This window comes from Candidatus Villigracilis proximus (assembly GCF_016717045.1).
Classification (GTDB): Bacteria; Chloroflexota; Anaerolineae; order Anaerolineales; family Villigracilaceae; genus Villigracilis; species Villigracilis proximus.
Genome location: NZ_JADJUO010000004.1, coordinates 39,338 through 54,244 on the forward strand (window position 1 = coordinate 39,338; position 14,907 = coordinate 54,244).

Genomic DNA, 14,907 nt, shown 5'->3' on the forward strand with positions numbered 1-14,907 from the left:
AAAATCAGGTTACAATTCAGCCCGCTCAATATTTGGAACTGATGGAACGCGAGACTCTTCCCTGAGGGGTTTGGCGCTCCCTGAGTTCCGGGAGGTTCCCTGAAATGGCACATTTAAATGCGCGGGATGTAGAACCCGCCTCCGACCTAAGCCGACGGCTGGGTCTGTCCTTTTCCAGTTTATCTTTGCTGGTACGTGCTCTGACCCACCGTTCCTACGTCAACGAGTATCCGCAGGCTGTGGAAGATAACGAACGCTTGGAATTCCTCGGCGATGCCGTGTTGGATTTCACCGTCGGAGCATGGGTATACAATCGTTTCCCCGAATTACCCGAAGGTGACTTGACCAAGATGCGCTCGGCACTGGTTCGCAATGAACAGCTTGCAAAATTTTCACGCAGACTGGATCTGGGACGCGCGCTTCGGCTCGGGCGCGGCGAAGCATCCTCTGGCGGTCACAACCGTGACAATTTGCTGGGTTCGGCTTTCGAAGCGCTGATCGGTGCCTTGTATTTAGACTCAGGCCTCGGCGCGGTGGATGCGTTTGTGATTCCAATCTTGGAAGAATCACGTGAGTCCATCTTAAATGAAATTCACGATCCAAAGAGTCAACTACAGGAATGGACTCAATCTCATAAGCTTGACGCTCCGCGTTATCACGTGGTTAGCACCAGCGGACCAGACCATGCAGTTGTTTTTGAAATGATCGTGGAAGTGGCTGGCGTTGAAAGAGGGCGCGGCACTGGCACAAGTAAAAGTCACGCCGAGCACGCAGCGGCGCAGGATGCGCTGAATAATTTGGAAGTGTTTTAATAAATAGGGGAAAAACAAGTAAACAGGTAGTCACGTAAATCCAAAACTGTAAATCGAAAATGAGAACATGCCTCTTCGTCTAAAATCACTTGAGTTACAAGGATATAAAACTTTCGCTTCGCGCACCGTGTTTGAGTTCGCGAGTGGAATTACCGCAATTGTCGGGCCGAATGGTTCCGGCAAATCGAACATTGCCGACTCGCTGCGCTGGGTGTTGGGCGAGCAGTCGTACACGCTTTTGCGCGGCAAGAAAACAGAGGACATGATCTTCTCCGGTTCAGAGCATCGTGCGCGTGCAGGCATGGCGCAAGCCACGATCACCTTTGACAATACCGAGCAATGGCTGCCCGTGGACTTTTCCGAAGTGGCGATGACGCGTGTTGCACATCGTGATGGCCACAATGATTATTTAATTAACGGTCAGCATGTGCGTTTGCGTGAGATGAATGAACTGCTCGCGCAAGCCGGCCTCAGCGAGCGGACATATACCATCCTCGGTCAAGGGCTGGTGGATGCGTCTCTTGCCTTGAAAGCAGATGATCGCCGCCGCTTATTTGAAGAAGCTGCGGGTGTGGGTTTATATCGCGCACGTCGTGACGATGCATTAAAGCGCCTTGAAAATACAGAACGTAATCTCGAACGTGTGCTTGATATTATGGCAGAGCTTGAGCCGCGCATTAAGAGTTTGGAACGTCAGGCCAAACGCGCAATTGATTTTGCGCGTGCGCAGGCAGATATGAAAATGATTCTGCGTGAATGGTACGGTTTTCACTGGCACCGCGCCCAGCGCGATCTGACCGATGTGCGCGAAACTGTCCGCGGACAGGAAACTCGCGTGCGTGATTCGCGTCTGGTTCACGAAAAGACTCAGGAAGAATACTCGGCTTTCCGTGAGCGGCTCTCAGGGTTGCGTGCTCAATTAAATGGGTGGCATCGTCAATCGGCGGAACTGCATAATCAGCGTGAAGCCATCAGCCGTGAACTGGCTGTGCTCGAAGAACGCCGCCGCGCATTGACCAATACCCAGGCCGCTGTGCTTTCAGATCAGGAACATGCAATGGATGAATTGCATCTCGCCAATGATCGTTATGGCGAAGCCGAGCAGGATGTGGTCCGCATTCAAGGCGAATACGAAGAGGCCAAGACTCAGCTTGCGAATGCTCAAAACTCTTTGCAAACCCGTCAGTCTGAACGTGCAGCTTTGGAAGAACAGCTTGCTGTCACACGCAATCAGATCGAAAACTTAAGTCAACAACGCGCCGAAAACAACGCGCGTTTGGATGAATTAAAGTCACGTATCGAATCTCAAACCCAAAAAATTGAACAAACCAAAACTTCCATCGCGAATGGCGAAACTCTTTCCGCGAAGGCCAGGGCTCAGTATGATGCCGCCCGCAATGCGCGTGAACAGGCCAATATTGCCTTGCAGGAAGCCGAAGAAAAAGTAATCAACAAAAAGAATGAAGTGGATCGTATCGAACGTGAACGCCGCGCGGCTCTTGAGCAGCGCACAAAGGAAGAATCAGATCATTCACGTTTGAAGGCTCAGCTTGAAGTACTTGAACAATCTGAGCAGTCTTTGGCGGGTTACGCCGAAGGCGCTCGTTATCTACTTGATGCCGCGCGTCAGTCCAAGCTTAGCGGCGCGCGTGGCGCGCTTAGTGCTGCACTTGATGTGCCCGCTGACCTTGAAACTGCGATTGCCGCCGCGCTGGGCGATACCCTCGATGCGGTTCTGCTTGATGCCGGCCAACTTGAAGATGCGTTGAGTTTGCTCGAATCAAATGAAGCTGGCCGCGCAGTTTTACTTCCGCTTGATGAACGCGAAAATCTTTCACTGAATAACCCGAATGATATTGATTGCATTGGCGTCGCATCTGATCTGGTCAATGCGCCTGATGAATTACGTGCCGCTGTGCGTTTGATGTTGGGACAAACCCTGATCGCGCGTGATAGAAATACCGCCCGCAGATTAATTAAGGATTTACCGACTCACGCCCGCGTGGTAACTCTGCGCGGGGAAGTATTCCGCGGCGATGGACTCGTCATTGCCGGGAAGACCGCTTCTTCCTCCGCCCTGAGCCGGCCTCGCCAGAAACGGGAATTTGAATCCGCTTTGAGTGGACTCATCTCGCGCCTTGCTGAATCAAATTCGCTCGTTGAGCAGTTGTCAAATCAACTGGCGGGGGCGCAGCGTGAACTGTCACAGGCCGATACCGATGCGCGCGAAGCACGCGTCAGATTAGGCGAATGCCAGGAGACCGAGCAACAGGCCGGTCTTGAGTCAGAGTCGACACAGCGTCAGCTTGAGTGGCAGAAAAACCAGTTGACACAGTTGGAAGCCGAAGCGCAGGAGTCTGCTTCGATCCAGCAGAAATTGATCGAGTCTCAATCTGAAGTTGAAAATCATTCTTTGGAAGCGCAGTCGCAATCGAAGGATATCGCAAATAAATTAGCCGAGATCGCCGCGGATGAATTACAGGAACAGGCTTCGTATTGGAGCACGCGCGTGGCTGTGGCAGAACAAAGTGTGGCGGGTGCAATTGCAAAGAAAGATGAACGCACCAGGGAAATTACACGCCTTGATTCGCGCCGCGTGGAATTGATCGCCCGCTTACAGGAAGCAGATAATTCTTTGAATGGTCTGGATCAGGAAAAAGCCCGTCTGCGTGAAAACGAATCAGGTTTACATGGTCGCATCGAAGAGATGCGTATCTTGATCGAGCCTGCTGAAAAAGACTTGGAAACCGCCGAGCAGGAAGAAAAACGTTTACAAGAATCAGAAGCCAATGCACAGCGTATCTTTGCCAATGCAGAACGTTCTCAGGGACAGGTGCAACTGGAGCAGACTCGCAAGCAGGAAGCGCTGGATAATTTACACCAAAAGATCACAGACGATTTTGGATTGGTGATGTTTGACTATGCCGCCGATGTTTCCGGCCCTGTGCCGTTGCCTTTGGATGGCATGGTGGAACAACTGCCGATCGTGACCGAACTTGCGCCGGAAATTGAAGAACAGTTAAATCATCATCGCGCACAGATCCGCCGTATGGGTCCGATCAACCCCGATGCAAAAGTTGAATACGATCAGGAAAGCGAACGTTATACATTTATGAAGACTCAGGTGGAAGATCTGCGTAAAGCCGAAGTGGACTTGAAGCAGGTTGTGGCCGAGTTGGATGAAATTACAAAGAAGGAATTTATCCGCACCTTTGATGCCGTGGACAAGCAATTCCGCGAGACGTTTGTGCGTTTGTTTGGCGGCGGTTCCGCCCGCCTCGCGTTGACCGACCCGGAAAATCTGGTGGATACCGGTATTGAAATTGAAGCGCGCCTACCGGGGCGCCGTGAGCAGGGACTGGCTTTGCTCTCTGGTGGTGAAAGAAGTTTGACCGCGATCGCATTGGTGTTTGCGCTGCTCAAAGTTTCGCCCACCCCCGTCTGCGTGATGGATGAAGTGGATGCGATGCTCGATGAAGCCAACGTGGGCCGCTTCCGCGATCTGCTCGTGGACTTGAGCAAGGATACACAGTTCATCATCATTACTCACAACCGCAATACAGTGCAGGCCGCGGATGTGATCTACGGCATCACGAAAGGCCGCGACTCTGCCAGTCAGATCATTAGCCTGCGATTGGATCAAGTGACAGATGATCTGTTGAAGAGGGGATGAGAAGAAGAGCGTGAAAAGTAAAAAGTGAGAAGTAAAAAGCCCGACTCAAATTTGAGTCGGGCTTTTTTGTAAATGAATGTTTCGGAAGTGACTTCAGGATTTTTTTGTCTTTCATTTATCCTTCAGCCTTCATCCTTGTTTTACTTCGGTGTGGCGGTTGGTTCCTTCGCAATCGCGGTAAGTTGTTCAATTGCTGAATCTGTCGCGATGGTGATGAAGTTGGGTTCGGTGGGGACGAGTTGTTTCCAAAAGTCGAAAGTCTCAACGCTGTATTCTTCGCGGGCGGCGGTTAGCCATTCCTGGAAGGCAGTGTTTTTCGCGGTGTCATATTGTTCTGCGCTGAGTGGACGATCCTGCTTCGCGATCAATCGAATGATGTGAAGACCGAACTGACTTTGAACAGGGGTAAGTGTGAAGTCACCCGGTTTTTCCAAAGCAAATGCGGCGGTTTCAAACTCCGGCACCATTGCGCCAGTGCCGAACCAGCCCAGGTCACCGCCAGTTGCAGCGGAACCGTCTTCGGAGAATTCCTGCGCAAGAGCCGCAAAATCTCCGCCGCTCTTTAATTTTTCGATGATAGTGACAGCCAGAGCCCCGTCTTGAACCAAAATGTGACGGGCCCAAACCTGTTGTTGGGTATTGGATATGTCAGCGGTGATGGATTCTTGAAGTTTTTCCTGTAACAGTTGCGCTTCGAAGAGAGATTTGTAATCTTCTACCTTGAAACCAAGTTTTTCCATTCTTTCGGCGGCGCTATCCACTTCAGTTTGGTAGCCTTCGAGAGTGTACGGTGTGGCGGTTGGTTCAGGGGTGAAGGTGACTTCGCTGGTGGGAACAAGTGTGGCTGTGGGGTCGCTGAAGGCACAACGGTTGCTGTTGCGGCAGGCGTACCCGTTGTCGCTGAGTCTGATGCGATGGTTTCCACGGTCGCAGTGAATTCTGGTGTTGCGCTGGGAACTGGAGTCTTGGTCACGATTGTGAATGCTTCTTCCGGCACATCTGGCAGGGCGACATTTTTGGGGGTGACGGAGGTGGTGGGGGTGCCATCATGGAAATACCCGAAGGCGCTCCGCATTACTTCGTCCAGTTCTGCTTCGCTGACAACTATGCCGCGTTTCGCCGCTTCCTGGCGAATCAGTTCCTCATTGATCAACTGGTCGAGCACTGTCTGACCGGTGGCTTCAGAGGAATCAAGTGAACTTTGAATTTGTTGTAACTGGGCGGTTACATCCATGCCGAATACCTGCGCGTATTGTGAGTACTGGCTGTATTGCATTAACAATTGCTGGCGTTGCAGGCGCACGCGCGCTTGAAAATCTTTTGCGAGGATCTCAGTTTCTCCAACCTTTGCCACAGGTTTCTGAAGTTGGAAATAGTTAATATCCAAATATCCGTAGACCAGCAAAAGTACAACGGCGCTAAGAATGCCAATGAACACATACAGAATCATGCGGCTTTGCTGGCGCTCGCGTTCAAGGCGGGCAACGTGTTTCTTGTGTGTAACGGGCTTCTTGCCCGATTCATTATCCATTTTCGTACTCCTTCATTCTCAAAAATTTTTCACCACAATGGGAATGGACGAACATCCACAGAGCAGGAGACCATTAACTCTGTGAATTCCATGCGCAAAGCGCGTGTAGTGAAAAGCCTTTAAGAAACAGTCTCTTAACATAAATTCGGGGCATGGAAAGATGCTTCCCATGCCCCGCGAAATTCTTTTGGCAACTAGGAACGACTATCGTCTAGTGATCTGCCGCTAAAAGGCAGGAACGCTACATGGCGCGCCTGCTTGACAGCTGCGGCCACTACACGTTGGTGCTTCGCGCACGCGCCGGTCTGGCGGCGTGGGCGGATCTTGCCTTCTTCAGTTATATATTTGCGCAGGAGATCGATCTTCTTGTATTCGATGACCAATGTCTTATCTGCACAAAATTGGCAAAACTTGGGCTTTGCGAAAAACTTGCGGTCACCGCCGCCGCCTTCGCCGCCTGAATAATTACGTTCTTCACTCATGATTTACTCCAAACAAATTAGAACGGGAACTCATCTTCCGCAGCGGAACCGCCGTCGGAAGAAACAGTGTCAACTTCCTGCGAATGATTGTTGTTCGAATCGCGTCGGTCGCCCAGCATCATCATCTCGTTGGCAACGATCTCCACACTGGTATGCTTTTGACCTTCTTTATCATCCCAGCGGCGGGTTTGCAGGCGTCCTTCAACATAAACCTGCTGGCCCTTTACAAGATATTGCTTGCAAATTTCTGCGAGATTTCCCCAGGCCACCACATTGAACCATTCGGTTTCGCTGTGACGTTCACCGTCCGCGCTATTCCACGTACGGCTCACTGCCACAGAAAAAGTGGTCACGGGTTTTCCTGAAGGGGTGTAGCGCATCTCGGGGTCTTTCCCCAGATGTCCAATGATCTGAACTTTATTAAGGCCTCGGCTCATGAGGATCTCCTTGATAAAAATTACCGGGCAAAGCGACAACAATTATGCAGAAACAGCAACAGCGACAGAAAGCATGTGACGCAACAGCGTTTCCTGGAAACGCAGATTGCGTTCGAGCTCGGATGTAGCGGCAGGGCTCATGGTCATATTCAACAAAACGAACTGACCTTCGCGCTGCTTCTTGATGATGTAGGCCAACTTACGACGGCCCCAAACATCAACCTTGTCTACTGTACCGCCCGAATCACTGATCCAACCTTTCACCTTCTCAACCACGCCGTTAAAAGCGGCTTCGTCCAGATCGGGCTGGATAACACAAATTAATTCATACTTACGCATAGGGAAAACCTCCTTTCCATGGGTTTGTTCCTATTCAAGCCGTAGGCTTGCTGGGAACGGAAAGCACGTTATTTGAAGACGTACTATTTTATAGAGCGGACGGAGTTTACCACAAGAATCTTTTTTTGGGATGAAACCCCCGCTTCGCTCTTAACTGAAACCTGCCTCCGTCCGAAGGATATTTTCTCCCATTGTGGAGTCCATCAGCTTGCTGATGGGGGGTAACCTGCATACAAAATAGGGAACATCTCAAACGGCAGCAGTAGACTTCGGAAATCTTTTAAGAGACTCTTTCACTGTCACAGAACTTTTATCTTTTGCTATTACCATTTCATTAAACATCAACTTATCATAATTATCTGTTTTTTCATTAGGAATGTATTTAAACTTCCAAGTCCTGCCATATAAATCTTTCATTACTATAATAGAATTCTTAAAATCAAATTCTTGAAATATACCTGGAAATTTATAAATAAAAGTTCCATCATCGTTTAGTTTCAAAGGTCGTGCTGCATAAAGTAGTGCTTTTGGAGGAAGTAATGCGTCAAGTTTGCTAAAATATAAATTTCGAACTGAAAGTATTTTTGAATTATTTGCCAAAAAAAATGAATAAAGAACAGTCCAAAATAGAACTAAAATGAAGAGAAATATGCTAATGATAATTTTTGTTTCACATTATCATTATGTACTCAAATTACTACGAATGTCAATTTTAATAACAAATGAAGAACCGTGTTGGTCTTTAGGCTTTGTGTTTATGTGAGGGTAATCAACTAGTATTTCGTGTTGTGTACCTGGTTCGTCTTTGTAATAAACAAAGCCAGTATCAAAATTTCCATCATCATTAATTGATATTGCACAATACCCATAAAAAATTACCGGAATATCATTTTTTGGATCTCTGTCAGGTGTATATACTTCATTGTCGTTTGTATATGTCCCTTTTCCTAATTCTGGATGTATTGTCTCTACTCTCACGAATATACCTTCTGAAATTTCTAAAACGTCTGGTTCCTTTGTTCCATATTTTGCTCTGAGTAATTGTTCCCTCTTTCCTGATTGTTCTCTGTTTCCTTTAACTGACTTCAAAATTTGAATTGCCTCATCCATTGAATAAACTTTCAATGGTATTTCTTTGCCTGCTTGTGTCCTGATTTCTCTCACCCATTTTCCACCCGCAATTTTCCAACCTGGAAAGTCTAATCTTTTTGCTCCATCAATTGTTTCCACTTTGATTTCAGCAGCTGTTCCTTTTACAGTAAATTCTTCTGGTGTGCCTGAAGGATTATCAAATAAATATGTTCTTTTCCAGCCGCTACCGTCTGCGTTTATAACAATCTCTGGAACTTCTACTTTTTTACCATCTTTATCAGTAAAGAAAATTGCCGTTTGATGTTTGTTTTCCTTGCTCCAGCCAACTGAATAACCAGTATCTGCTAATTTTTCCTGAAGTACCTTTATCCCTTCTGGAAGTGGAGCCTCTGTGGGGATAGGCGTCACGCTTGCGATTGGGATGGCGCTTGGGGTTATGGTCATTGCTGGGGGAGGTGTAATGGTTACAGTCGGCGCAGCGGGTTGTGCGACGCAAGCGGCGAGCAGCGCAGTCAATAAAATGAAAAATATATTTTTCATGGGAATATCCTCCGTCTTTCAAAAGGCTTGACGCATATCCAGTAGTTCGCAATTGTGATGGATTGAAGTATAAAATTTAGCCATAAAATTATTCTGTAGGCGAAAAATTGGAGAACTTTTACGGATAAAACGGACAGCAAGCTGTCCGACTCCATAGGTTCGAGTTACCACTACCGCACATAGATCGGGTTGCTGTAGATCCATCCGCGCAGTTTTCCGAGATACCTGCGATAGACTTCGATGCGATATACACCTGGCTCTGTGGTGATGTGCGTACAGGAGAGTCCCTTCTTCCAGGTTTTGATGACCACTCCATCCTTCAGCAAGCGGATTTCCGCCTCGGATGGAATCCGCGCTTGTAATGTGACTCCGCCTTTCGCAGGGATTTCATCGCCCATGATCGCTGTTTTGTCCATTCCCTGCGCGGTGAAGTGAAATCCGCGAGTGGCAGCGGGGAGATCATACCCAACGAAACAGTGACCCTTTTCCAGCGCGGCATAGATCGCTTTTTTATCGGCATTCACATCCCCGATTAAAGAGTCCGCTAGAATGACATGTGTGTTTACGGTGCGGAAATGAAATTCATACGGAAAGATCACCTGCTGATTTGTCCCAGACTCATGTGCAGGGCGTGCGCATCGGAGCCGCCGATCGCCACCACCCGTTGACCGTACCCAGCAGTTCATCCCATTTCGCAATTGTGTTTGGAATGGGATGGTGCCACAAGCGCCGGAATAGGGCATAGAACGCGCCATGCAATTTGGTCGGCACGATTGTCTTTAGTTCGCTCAGCGCATTCCATAATTCAATGCCCGTATAATTTTGCACCGACCAATCTTCCCACGAAATATCTGTCTCTCGAAATGCGGCAGCTTCCGGGTCGTCGGGATGCGCCAGAAAGGCAAGTCCGCCCGCATCGCGCACTTTGTTGATCAACAACTGCGGACTTTCTGCAAATGTCGCCATTTCATGGCCGGCATTAAAATACCAATAGATGATTTTTCTGCGGGTCACGCGCCTGGTCGTGTACTTCCTCCCCGATCAGCATCAATATTTTTTGTTCTTCTCTTTATAATATCCTTCAAAGCCCTGTACCAATATATTATGGTCGGTCACGATCACCACGTCCACGCCGGCGGTGAAGGCTGCTTTGGCAATGTCACGGTGTAAGCCGCTTCCATCAGAGTATCTGGTGTGCATGTGCAGGTTGACGACGACTTCGTGCATAAATTCCTCTTTATCGTTTTTTCCTTTTCCAAATTAATGAAGAAAGGGAATTTTTTTATTGGCCTGAACCCCTTGTTGACGATTCGCTTCGGAAACAGGTATAATTTGCCCGCTAATTTCAAGGAGGCACATCGTATGAGTATGTTTTTGAATATCGCGTTGATTATAACCTCAGTGGGTTTGATCGCTGGCGTTATCCTGCAAAGTAAAGGCGCAGGGTTGGGCGGCCTGACCGGCGCGGACACGGGTGGTGTGTTCACTGCCCGCCGTGGCATTGAGCGTATCCTGTTTTGGGTAACGATCGTATTGGCTGTGATCTTTTTTGGTCTGGTCATCGCTGTCATTCTCGTCGGATAAGAATCTCAAGCCTGTAAAGGCCGCCGGGTCTTTGCCCTAAACGCGGGGCGGCGGCGGCCTTTCTTTATTTCCCAACCTATTATGAAAAGATTACGCTGGCAGATTTTGGTTGTAGCGGTCACAATTGTGATCGTAGCTTTGCTATTGCTCAGCCAACAACCAGTAAGTATTGTTACCTCGCCCGAAGCCGCGTCTGGTGGTATTTATACCGAAGCGCTGATCGGTTCCATGGGGCGGCTTAATCCCATGTTGGATTGGAACAACTCTGCAGATCGCGATGTCAATCGCCTGATCTTTAGCGGATTGATCCGTTTTGACTCGCATGGCCTGCCCCAGCCCGATCTGGCTGAATCGTGGGGAACCTCCTCCGATGGCACTCTCTATAATTTCTCGATCAGACCGGGTGCTGTCTGGCATGACGGCGAACCTGTCACCGCGGATGATGTTATCTTCACCATTGAATTGATCAAGAGTTCCGGCTCTCTTTTTCCACAGGACATCAAAGACTTGTGGTCTCAAATTGAGATAAAAAGATTTAACGACAAGACTCTGCAATTCAAACTCCCTGAACCATTTTCTCCGTTTTTGGATTACGTCACCTTTGGCATATTGCCCAAACATCTGCTTGAGACAGTCCCGGCTGACCAGCTAGCCAATGCTGAATTTAATTTACAGCCGATCGGCACCGGTCCCTATAAATTTGACCGCATCCTAACCAGCGGCGGCCAGATTTCCGGCGTCGTGCTTAATGTCAACAAGGATTATTATTTACCCGCGCCGTTCATTGAGCAGGTTGTTTTCCGCTTTTACCCCAATTCTGCCGCCGCCTTTGATGCCTATCAGCAGGGTGAAGTGCTTGGCGTGAGTCAGCTCACCAATGATATTTTACAGCAGGCATTGATCGAGCCGGCGTTTTCAGTCTATACCAGCCGTTTGCCGCAAATGGGACTGGTCTTCTTAAACCTTAATAATCCCGGCGTGCCATTCCTGCAAAGCGAAAAAGTACGGCGCGCACTTTTACTGGGCATCAATCGTAAAAATATAGTTTCGCACATCATGCAGGGACAAGCCATCATCGCTGATGGTCCTATTTTGCCGGGCTCATGGGCTTACTATGATGAGATCGAAAAATTTGACTACGACCCCGATGCCGCTGCAGTATTACTTAAAGAAGATGGATATGCAATCCCCGCTGGCGGGGGGGATGTGCGCGCCAAAGACGGTCAATTCTTAAGCTTTACACTGATACACCCCGATGACACGCTCCACACTCAAATTGCTCAAGCCATTCAATCAGATTGGGCTTTGATCGGTGTGCAAATAGAATTGCAAGCGGTTCCTTATGATAGTTTGATCAATGATTTCCTCACAACGCGAAATTATCAAGCCGTGCTTGCCGACTTGAACACTGCGCGCACGCCCGACCCCGATCCCTATCTCTTCTGGCATCAATCTGAAGCCACCGGCGGACAAAACTATTCCCAATGGGACAATCGTACAGCCAGTGAATTTCTCGAGACTGCGCGTACCGCAACGAACTTTGAAGATCGCGCGCGTTTGTACCGCAATTTCCAGGTTTTGTTTGCCAAGGATATGCCTTCACTGCCTTTATATTATCCCGTCTATTCCTATGGCGTGGATGTGCAAGTGCAGGGCGTTCAAGTTGCTCCCATGTTGTATGATGTTAGCGACCGCTTTGCCCTCATTGCAGAGTGGTTCCTCGTCACGCGCCGCACTCTGGAACAAACCCCTGTGCCGACCCTTGTCCCTTAATTTTTGTGCAGCGAAGAAAATAAAGATATCCTCGTTAAAAAATGACAACCATTTCAAGGAGCGATCATCATGTCTGATGCAAAAAAGGCCATTGCGTATGCCCACGAAAACCGTGAGCGTTTTACCAAAGAATTATCTGAATTCATCAAGATCGAATCCATCTCCACTGATGATGCCTACAAGGCTCAAGTCACACAGGCCGCTGAATGGGCTGCCGCTCACCTGCGGACTATTGGCATCGAAAATAAAGCTCATGCCCACTGGCGGACATCCCGTTGTGTATGGTGACTTGTTAAAGAAACCCGGCGCGCCCACCGTCTTGATCTACGGACATTACGATGTGCAGCCCGTTGACCCGATCGAACTCTGGGAAACCGCGCCTTTTGACGCAGTCGTAAAAGGTGACTATCTTTTCGCGCGCGGCTCTTCAGACATGAAGGGACAAGTGATGGCAACCATAAACGCTGTGGAAGCCATCATGAAGACCGGCGATTTCCCCGTCAACTTAAAGTTCATGCTCGAAGGCGAAGAAGAAATCGGCTCAATGAACATGGGAAATTTCCTCCCTCAGCACAAAGACTTGTTCAAAGCTGACTTTTGTCTAAATCCCGATGCCGGCGCGATCTCAGCCGACGAACCGACCATCACCTTCGGTCTGCGCGGACTTGCTTATTTTGAATTGCATGTCTACGGCCCGCCGCGTGATCTGCACTCCGGTTTGTTTGGCGGCACAGTCCACAACCCCGCACAGGCATTGGCCGAATTAATTGCAGGTATGCACGATGCCAATGGCACAGTCACCCTGCCCGGCTTTTATGATTCTGTGCGCATCGTCACCGATCAGGAACGCGAAGATACCGCAAAACTTCCCACAACTCCTGAAAGTTATTTACAGCAAACAGGCGTCCCTGCATTGTGGGGTGAAAAAGAATTCACGCCCGCGTTACGCACAGGCGCACGTCCCACACTTGAGATCAACGGCCTGCTCTCCGGTTGGACAGGTCCCGGTTCAAAGACCGTTCTTCCCGCCCGCGCCATGGCAAAAATTTCCTGCCGCCTCGTGCCAGATCAAGACCCCGCGATCGTTGAAAAGCAACTTAAACAATATCTTGAAGAACACGCGCCGAAGACCATCACATGGGAAGTGAAACCCCTGCACGATAGTCCGTGGGCCATCACCGATACCAACACCGCTGGCGTGCGTGCTCTGGATGCCGCCATGGAAACTGTTTGGGGCAGAAAGCCTTTCTATCGCCGTGAAGGCGGCTCAATTGGCGTCGTTGCCATGCTGCAAAATATCTGCGGCGTTGAATCAGGCCTTGTCGGCGGCGGTCTGCCCGATGACAATATCCACTCGCCAAACGAACGTATGCACCTGCCAACCTGGCACAAGAACATGGATGCGTTTATCCATTTCTTTTTCAACATGAAATAAGATCTCTATGGAGTCCGGGAGCTTGCTCCCGGATTTTAAAAAATAATCAAAGGAATCAATGGAAGATAGAATCATCACCTACGGCGGACAAGCGGTTATTGAAGGCGTCATGATGCGCGGGCAAAAAGCATATGCGGTTGCCATGCGCGCGCCTGATGGCACGATCGCAATTCATACAGAAAAACTTGCCAACGTTTATCGTTCAGGCATTACCAAAATCCCCTTTCTGCGCGGCTCCATTCTTTTATGGGATGCCCTCGGACTCGGAATGCGCGCCCTCACACTTTCTGCGAACACCCAAACCGGTGAGGATGAAAAATTGGAAGGTCCGGCTCTTTACTTAACGTTGGGACTGTCTCTCACCATGGGCATTGGACTCTTCTTTTTGCTTCCTGCTGCACTGGGTGGGTGGGCTGAGCATCTGCTGCAAAGCAAAATCCCATCCTCCGGGCTGTGGATCGGCAACCTGCTTGAAGGTGTCCTGCGTTTGCTCTTCTTCATTGGCTACATCTGGGGCATCAGTTTCATGCCCGATGTAACGCGCCTCTTCATGTATCACGGCGCCGAACATAAAACCATCAACGCCTTTGAAGCCGGCGCAGAGCTGACCTCGAAGTCGTGGCAAATTATCCGATCGAACACGCCCGCTGCGGCACAGCCTTCCTGCTAACTTTGGTTTTGCTTTCCATTCTGGTATTTACAGCATTGGGCCCATGTCATTGGATGGCGGCTTGCAACCCGCATTTTATTTATCCCCATTCTGGCCGGCATCTCCATCGAATACATCCGCTGGACGGCGAATCATTTGAAAAATCCATTTGTTCAAATGTTGATGCATAACCTTGCCATGCAGCATCTCACCACCCGCACCCCCGATCTGACCATGCTGGAAGTTGCGATTGCATCATTTCCAGTCCATGCGCAAGGCAGAGCAGGAAATCGCGTAAGACAAAAAGATTTAAAGAAAAGAGACAGGCATCGCCTGTCTCTTTCTTTAATCCGGTCTTATTTCATCAAAAACAAAGAAGGTGTTTTTAAAGGATAGTCTATTTAAAGACGACTCTTTTACTTTTTAACTCAAGTTGCTACTCGTGGTTCCTGACCTGTTTTTAATTTGGGTTTCTTAACGCAAAGTCACCAGGGTGTAATGTTTTTTCTTTGCGACTCTGCGCCTTTGCGTTAAAAGTTTATGTAAATTCTGCAAGGTGG

16 protein-coding genes and 1 pseudogene are annotated in these 14,907 nt (G+C 49.0%); 7 read left to right on the top strand and 10 right to left on the bottom strand.

The window, feature by feature from the left end; all coding sequences use genetic code 11:
- The first annotated feature begins 104 nt into the window (after positions 1-104).
- Both rnc and smc read left to right on the top strand, forming a co-directional pair.
- The gene (rnc, locus tag IPL71_RS04425) at positions 105-812 is read left to right on the top strand and encodes a ribonuclease III (RefSeq protein WP_345319251.1); all 708 of its coding nucleotides are present in this window, start codon (positions 105-107) and stop codon (positions 810-812) included.
- 67 nt (positions 813-879) lie between these two features.
- Positions 880-4,485: a chromosome segregation protein SMC gene (gene smc / locus IPL71_RS04430; RefSeq protein ID WP_345319253.1), complete on the top strand. Its 3,606-nt coding sequence runs from the start codon at positions 880-882 to the stop codon at positions 4,483-4,485.
- Between the two features lie 140 nt (positions 4,486-4,625).
- Here smc and IPL71_RS04435 read toward each other — a convergent pair whose 3' ends face one another.
- From IPL71_RS04435 to IPL71_RS04480, 10 genes are all read right to left on the bottom strand, one after another.
- Positions 4,626-5,225, bottom strand: coding sequence for a peptidylprolyl isomerase (locus tag IPL71_RS04435; RefSeq protein ID WP_345319255.1), 600 nt, complete (start codon positions 5,223-5,225; stop codon positions 4,626-4,628).
- Positions 5,201-6,016, bottom strand: coding sequence for a SurA N-terminal domain-containing protein (locus IPL71_RS04440; RefSeq protein ID WP_345319257.1), 816 nt, complete (start codon positions 6,014-6,016; stop codon positions 5,201-5,203). The genes IPL71_RS04435 and IPL71_RS04440 overlap by 25 nt, the downstream gene beginning before the upstream one ends.
- 194 nt (positions 6,017-6,210) lie before the next feature.
- The gene (rpsR, locus tag IPL71_RS04445) at positions 6,211-6,498 is read right to left on the bottom strand and encodes a 30S ribosomal protein S18 (RefSeq protein WP_345319259.1); all 288 of its coding nucleotides are present in this window, start codon (positions 6,496-6,498) and stop codon (positions 6,211-6,213) included.
- 17 nt (positions 6,499-6,515) lie between these two features.
- Complete coding sequence (locus IPL71_RS04450) at positions 6,516-6,935, bottom strand: single-stranded DNA-binding protein (protein ID WP_345319260.1); 420 nt, start codon at positions 6,933-6,935, stop codon at positions 6,516-6,518.
- A 42-nt stretch (positions 6,936-6,977) separates the two neighbouring features.
- Complete coding sequence (rpsF, locus tag IPL71_RS04455) at positions 6,978-7,274, bottom strand: 30S ribosomal protein S6 (RefSeq protein WP_345319261.1); 297 nt, start codon at positions 7,272-7,274, stop codon at positions 6,978-6,980.
- A gap of 249 nt (positions 7,275-7,523) precedes the next feature.
- Positions 7,524-7,874, bottom strand: coding sequence for a hypothetical protein (locus tag IPL71_RS04460; RefSeq protein ID WP_345319263.1), 351 nt, complete (start codon positions 7,872-7,874; stop codon positions 7,524-7,526).
- A gap of 81 nt (positions 7,875-7,955) precedes the next feature.
- Complete coding sequence (locus tag IPL71_RS04465) at positions 7,956-8,906, bottom strand: YajG family lipoprotein (RefSeq protein WP_345319265.1); 951 nt, start codon at positions 8,904-8,906, stop codon at positions 7,956-7,958.
- 170 nt (positions 8,907-9,076) lie between these two features.
- Positions 9,077-9,505, bottom strand: a complete 429-nt coding sequence (locus tag IPL71_RS04470) for a CehA/McbA family metallohydrolase domain-containing protein (protein ID WP_345319267.1) — start codon at positions 9,503-9,505, stop codon at positions 9,077-9,079.
- Positions 9,506-9,524: 19 nt separating this feature from the next.
- Positions 9,525-9,920: a hypothetical protein gene (locus IPL71_RS04475; RefSeq protein WP_345319269.1), complete on the bottom strand. Its 396-nt coding sequence runs from the start codon at positions 9,918-9,920 to the stop codon at positions 9,525-9,527.
- A 33-nt stretch (positions 9,921-9,953) separates the two neighbouring features.
- Entirely contained in the window at positions 9,954-10,133 is a 180-nt protein-coding gene (locus tag IPL71_RS04480; RefSeq protein ID WP_345319271.1) for a PHP domain-containing protein, read from the bottom strand.
- 141 nt (positions 10,134-10,274) lie between these two features.
- Between IPL71_RS04480 and secG the strand changes: the two genes are divergently transcribed.
- The 5 genes and pseudogenes from secG to IPL71_RS04505 all read left to right on the top strand — a co-directional run bounded on the left by secG (position 10,275) and on the right by IPL71_RS04505 (position 14,743).
- Entirely contained in the window at positions 10,275-10,490 is a 216-nt protein-coding gene (secG, locus tag IPL71_RS04485; RefSeq protein ID WP_345319273.1) for a preprotein translocase subunit SecG, read from the top strand.
- Between the two features lie 81 nt (positions 10,491-10,571).
- Positions 10,572-12,263: a peptide ABC transporter substrate-binding protein gene (locus tag IPL71_RS04490; RefSeq protein WP_345319275.1), complete on the top strand. Its 1,692-nt coding sequence runs from the start codon at positions 10,572-10,574 to the stop codon at positions 12,261-12,263.
- 69 nt (positions 12,264-12,332) lie between these two features.
- The gene (locus IPL71_RS04495) at positions 12,333-12,551 is read left to right on the top strand and encodes a hypothetical protein (RefSeq protein WP_345319277.1); all 219 of its coding nucleotides are present in this window, start codon (positions 12,333-12,335) and stop codon (positions 12,549-12,551) included.
- Positions 12,517-13,698, top strand: coding sequence for a M20/M25/M40 family metallo-hydrolase (locus IPL71_RS04500; protein WP_345319279.1), 1,182 nt, complete (start codon positions 12,517-12,519; stop codon positions 13,696-13,698). The genes IPL71_RS04495 and IPL71_RS04500 overlap by 35 nt, the downstream gene beginning before the upstream one ends.
- Before the next feature lie 142 nt (positions 13,699-13,840).
- Positions 13,841-14,743: pseudogene (locus IPL71_RS04505) on the top strand (DUF1385 domain-containing protein).
- Positions 14,744-14,907 lie beyond the last annotated feature (164 nt).

What these genes read in the sequence shown, in the direction of transcription:
- rnc (WP_345319251.1), top strand. Translation starts at nt 105, where the DNA reads ATGGCACATTTAAATGCGCGGGATGTAGAACCCGCCTCCGACCTAAGC.
- smc (WP_345319253.1), top strand. Translation starts at nt 880, where the DNA reads ATGCCTCTTCGTCTAAAATCACTTGAGTTACAAGGATATAAAACTTTC.
- IPL71_RS04435 (WP_345319255.1), bottom strand. Translation starts at nt 5,225, where the DNA reads ATGGAAAAACTTGGTTTCAAGGTAGAAGATTACAAATCTCTCTTCGAA.
- IPL71_RS04440 (WP_345319257.1), bottom strand. Translation starts at nt 6,016, where the DNA reads ATGGATAATGAATCGGGCAAGAAGCCCGTTACACACAAGAAACACGTT.
- rpsR (WP_345319259.1), bottom strand. Translation starts at nt 6,498, where the DNA reads ATGAGTGAAGAACGTAATTATTCAGGCGGCGAAGGCGGCGGCGGTGAC.
- IPL71_RS04450 (WP_345319260.1), bottom strand. Translation starts at nt 6,935, where the DNA reads ATGAGCCGAGGCCTTAATAAAGTTCAGATCATTGGACATCTGGGGAAA.
- rpsF (WP_345319261.1), bottom strand. Translation starts at nt 7,274, where the DNA reads ATGCGTAAGTATGAATTAATTTGTGTTATCCAGCCCGATCTGGACGAA.
- IPL71_RS04465 (WP_345319265.1), bottom strand. Translation starts at nt 8,906, where the DNA reads ATGAAAAATATATTTTTCATTTTATTGACTGCGCTGCTCGCCGCTTGC.
- IPL71_RS04480 (WP_345319271.1), bottom strand. Translation starts at nt 10,133, where the DNA reads ATGCACGAAGTCGTCGTCAACCTGCACATGCACACCAGATACTCTGAT.
- secG (WP_345319273.1), top strand. Translation starts at nt 10,275, where the DNA reads ATGTTTTTGAATATCGCGTTGATTATAACCTCAGTGGGTTTGATCGCT.
- IPL71_RS04490 (WP_345319275.1), top strand. Translation starts at nt 10,572, where the DNA reads ATGAAAAGATTACGCTGGCAGATTTTGGTTGTAGCGGTCACAATTGTG.
- IPL71_RS04495 (WP_345319277.1), top strand. Translation starts at nt 12,333, where the DNA reads ATGTCTGATGCAAAAAAGGCCATTGCGTATGCCCACGAAAACCGTGAG.
- IPL71_RS04500 (WP_345319279.1), top strand. Translation starts at nt 12,517, where the DNA reads ATGCCCACTGGCGGACATCCCGTTGTGTATGGTGACTTGTTAAAGAAA.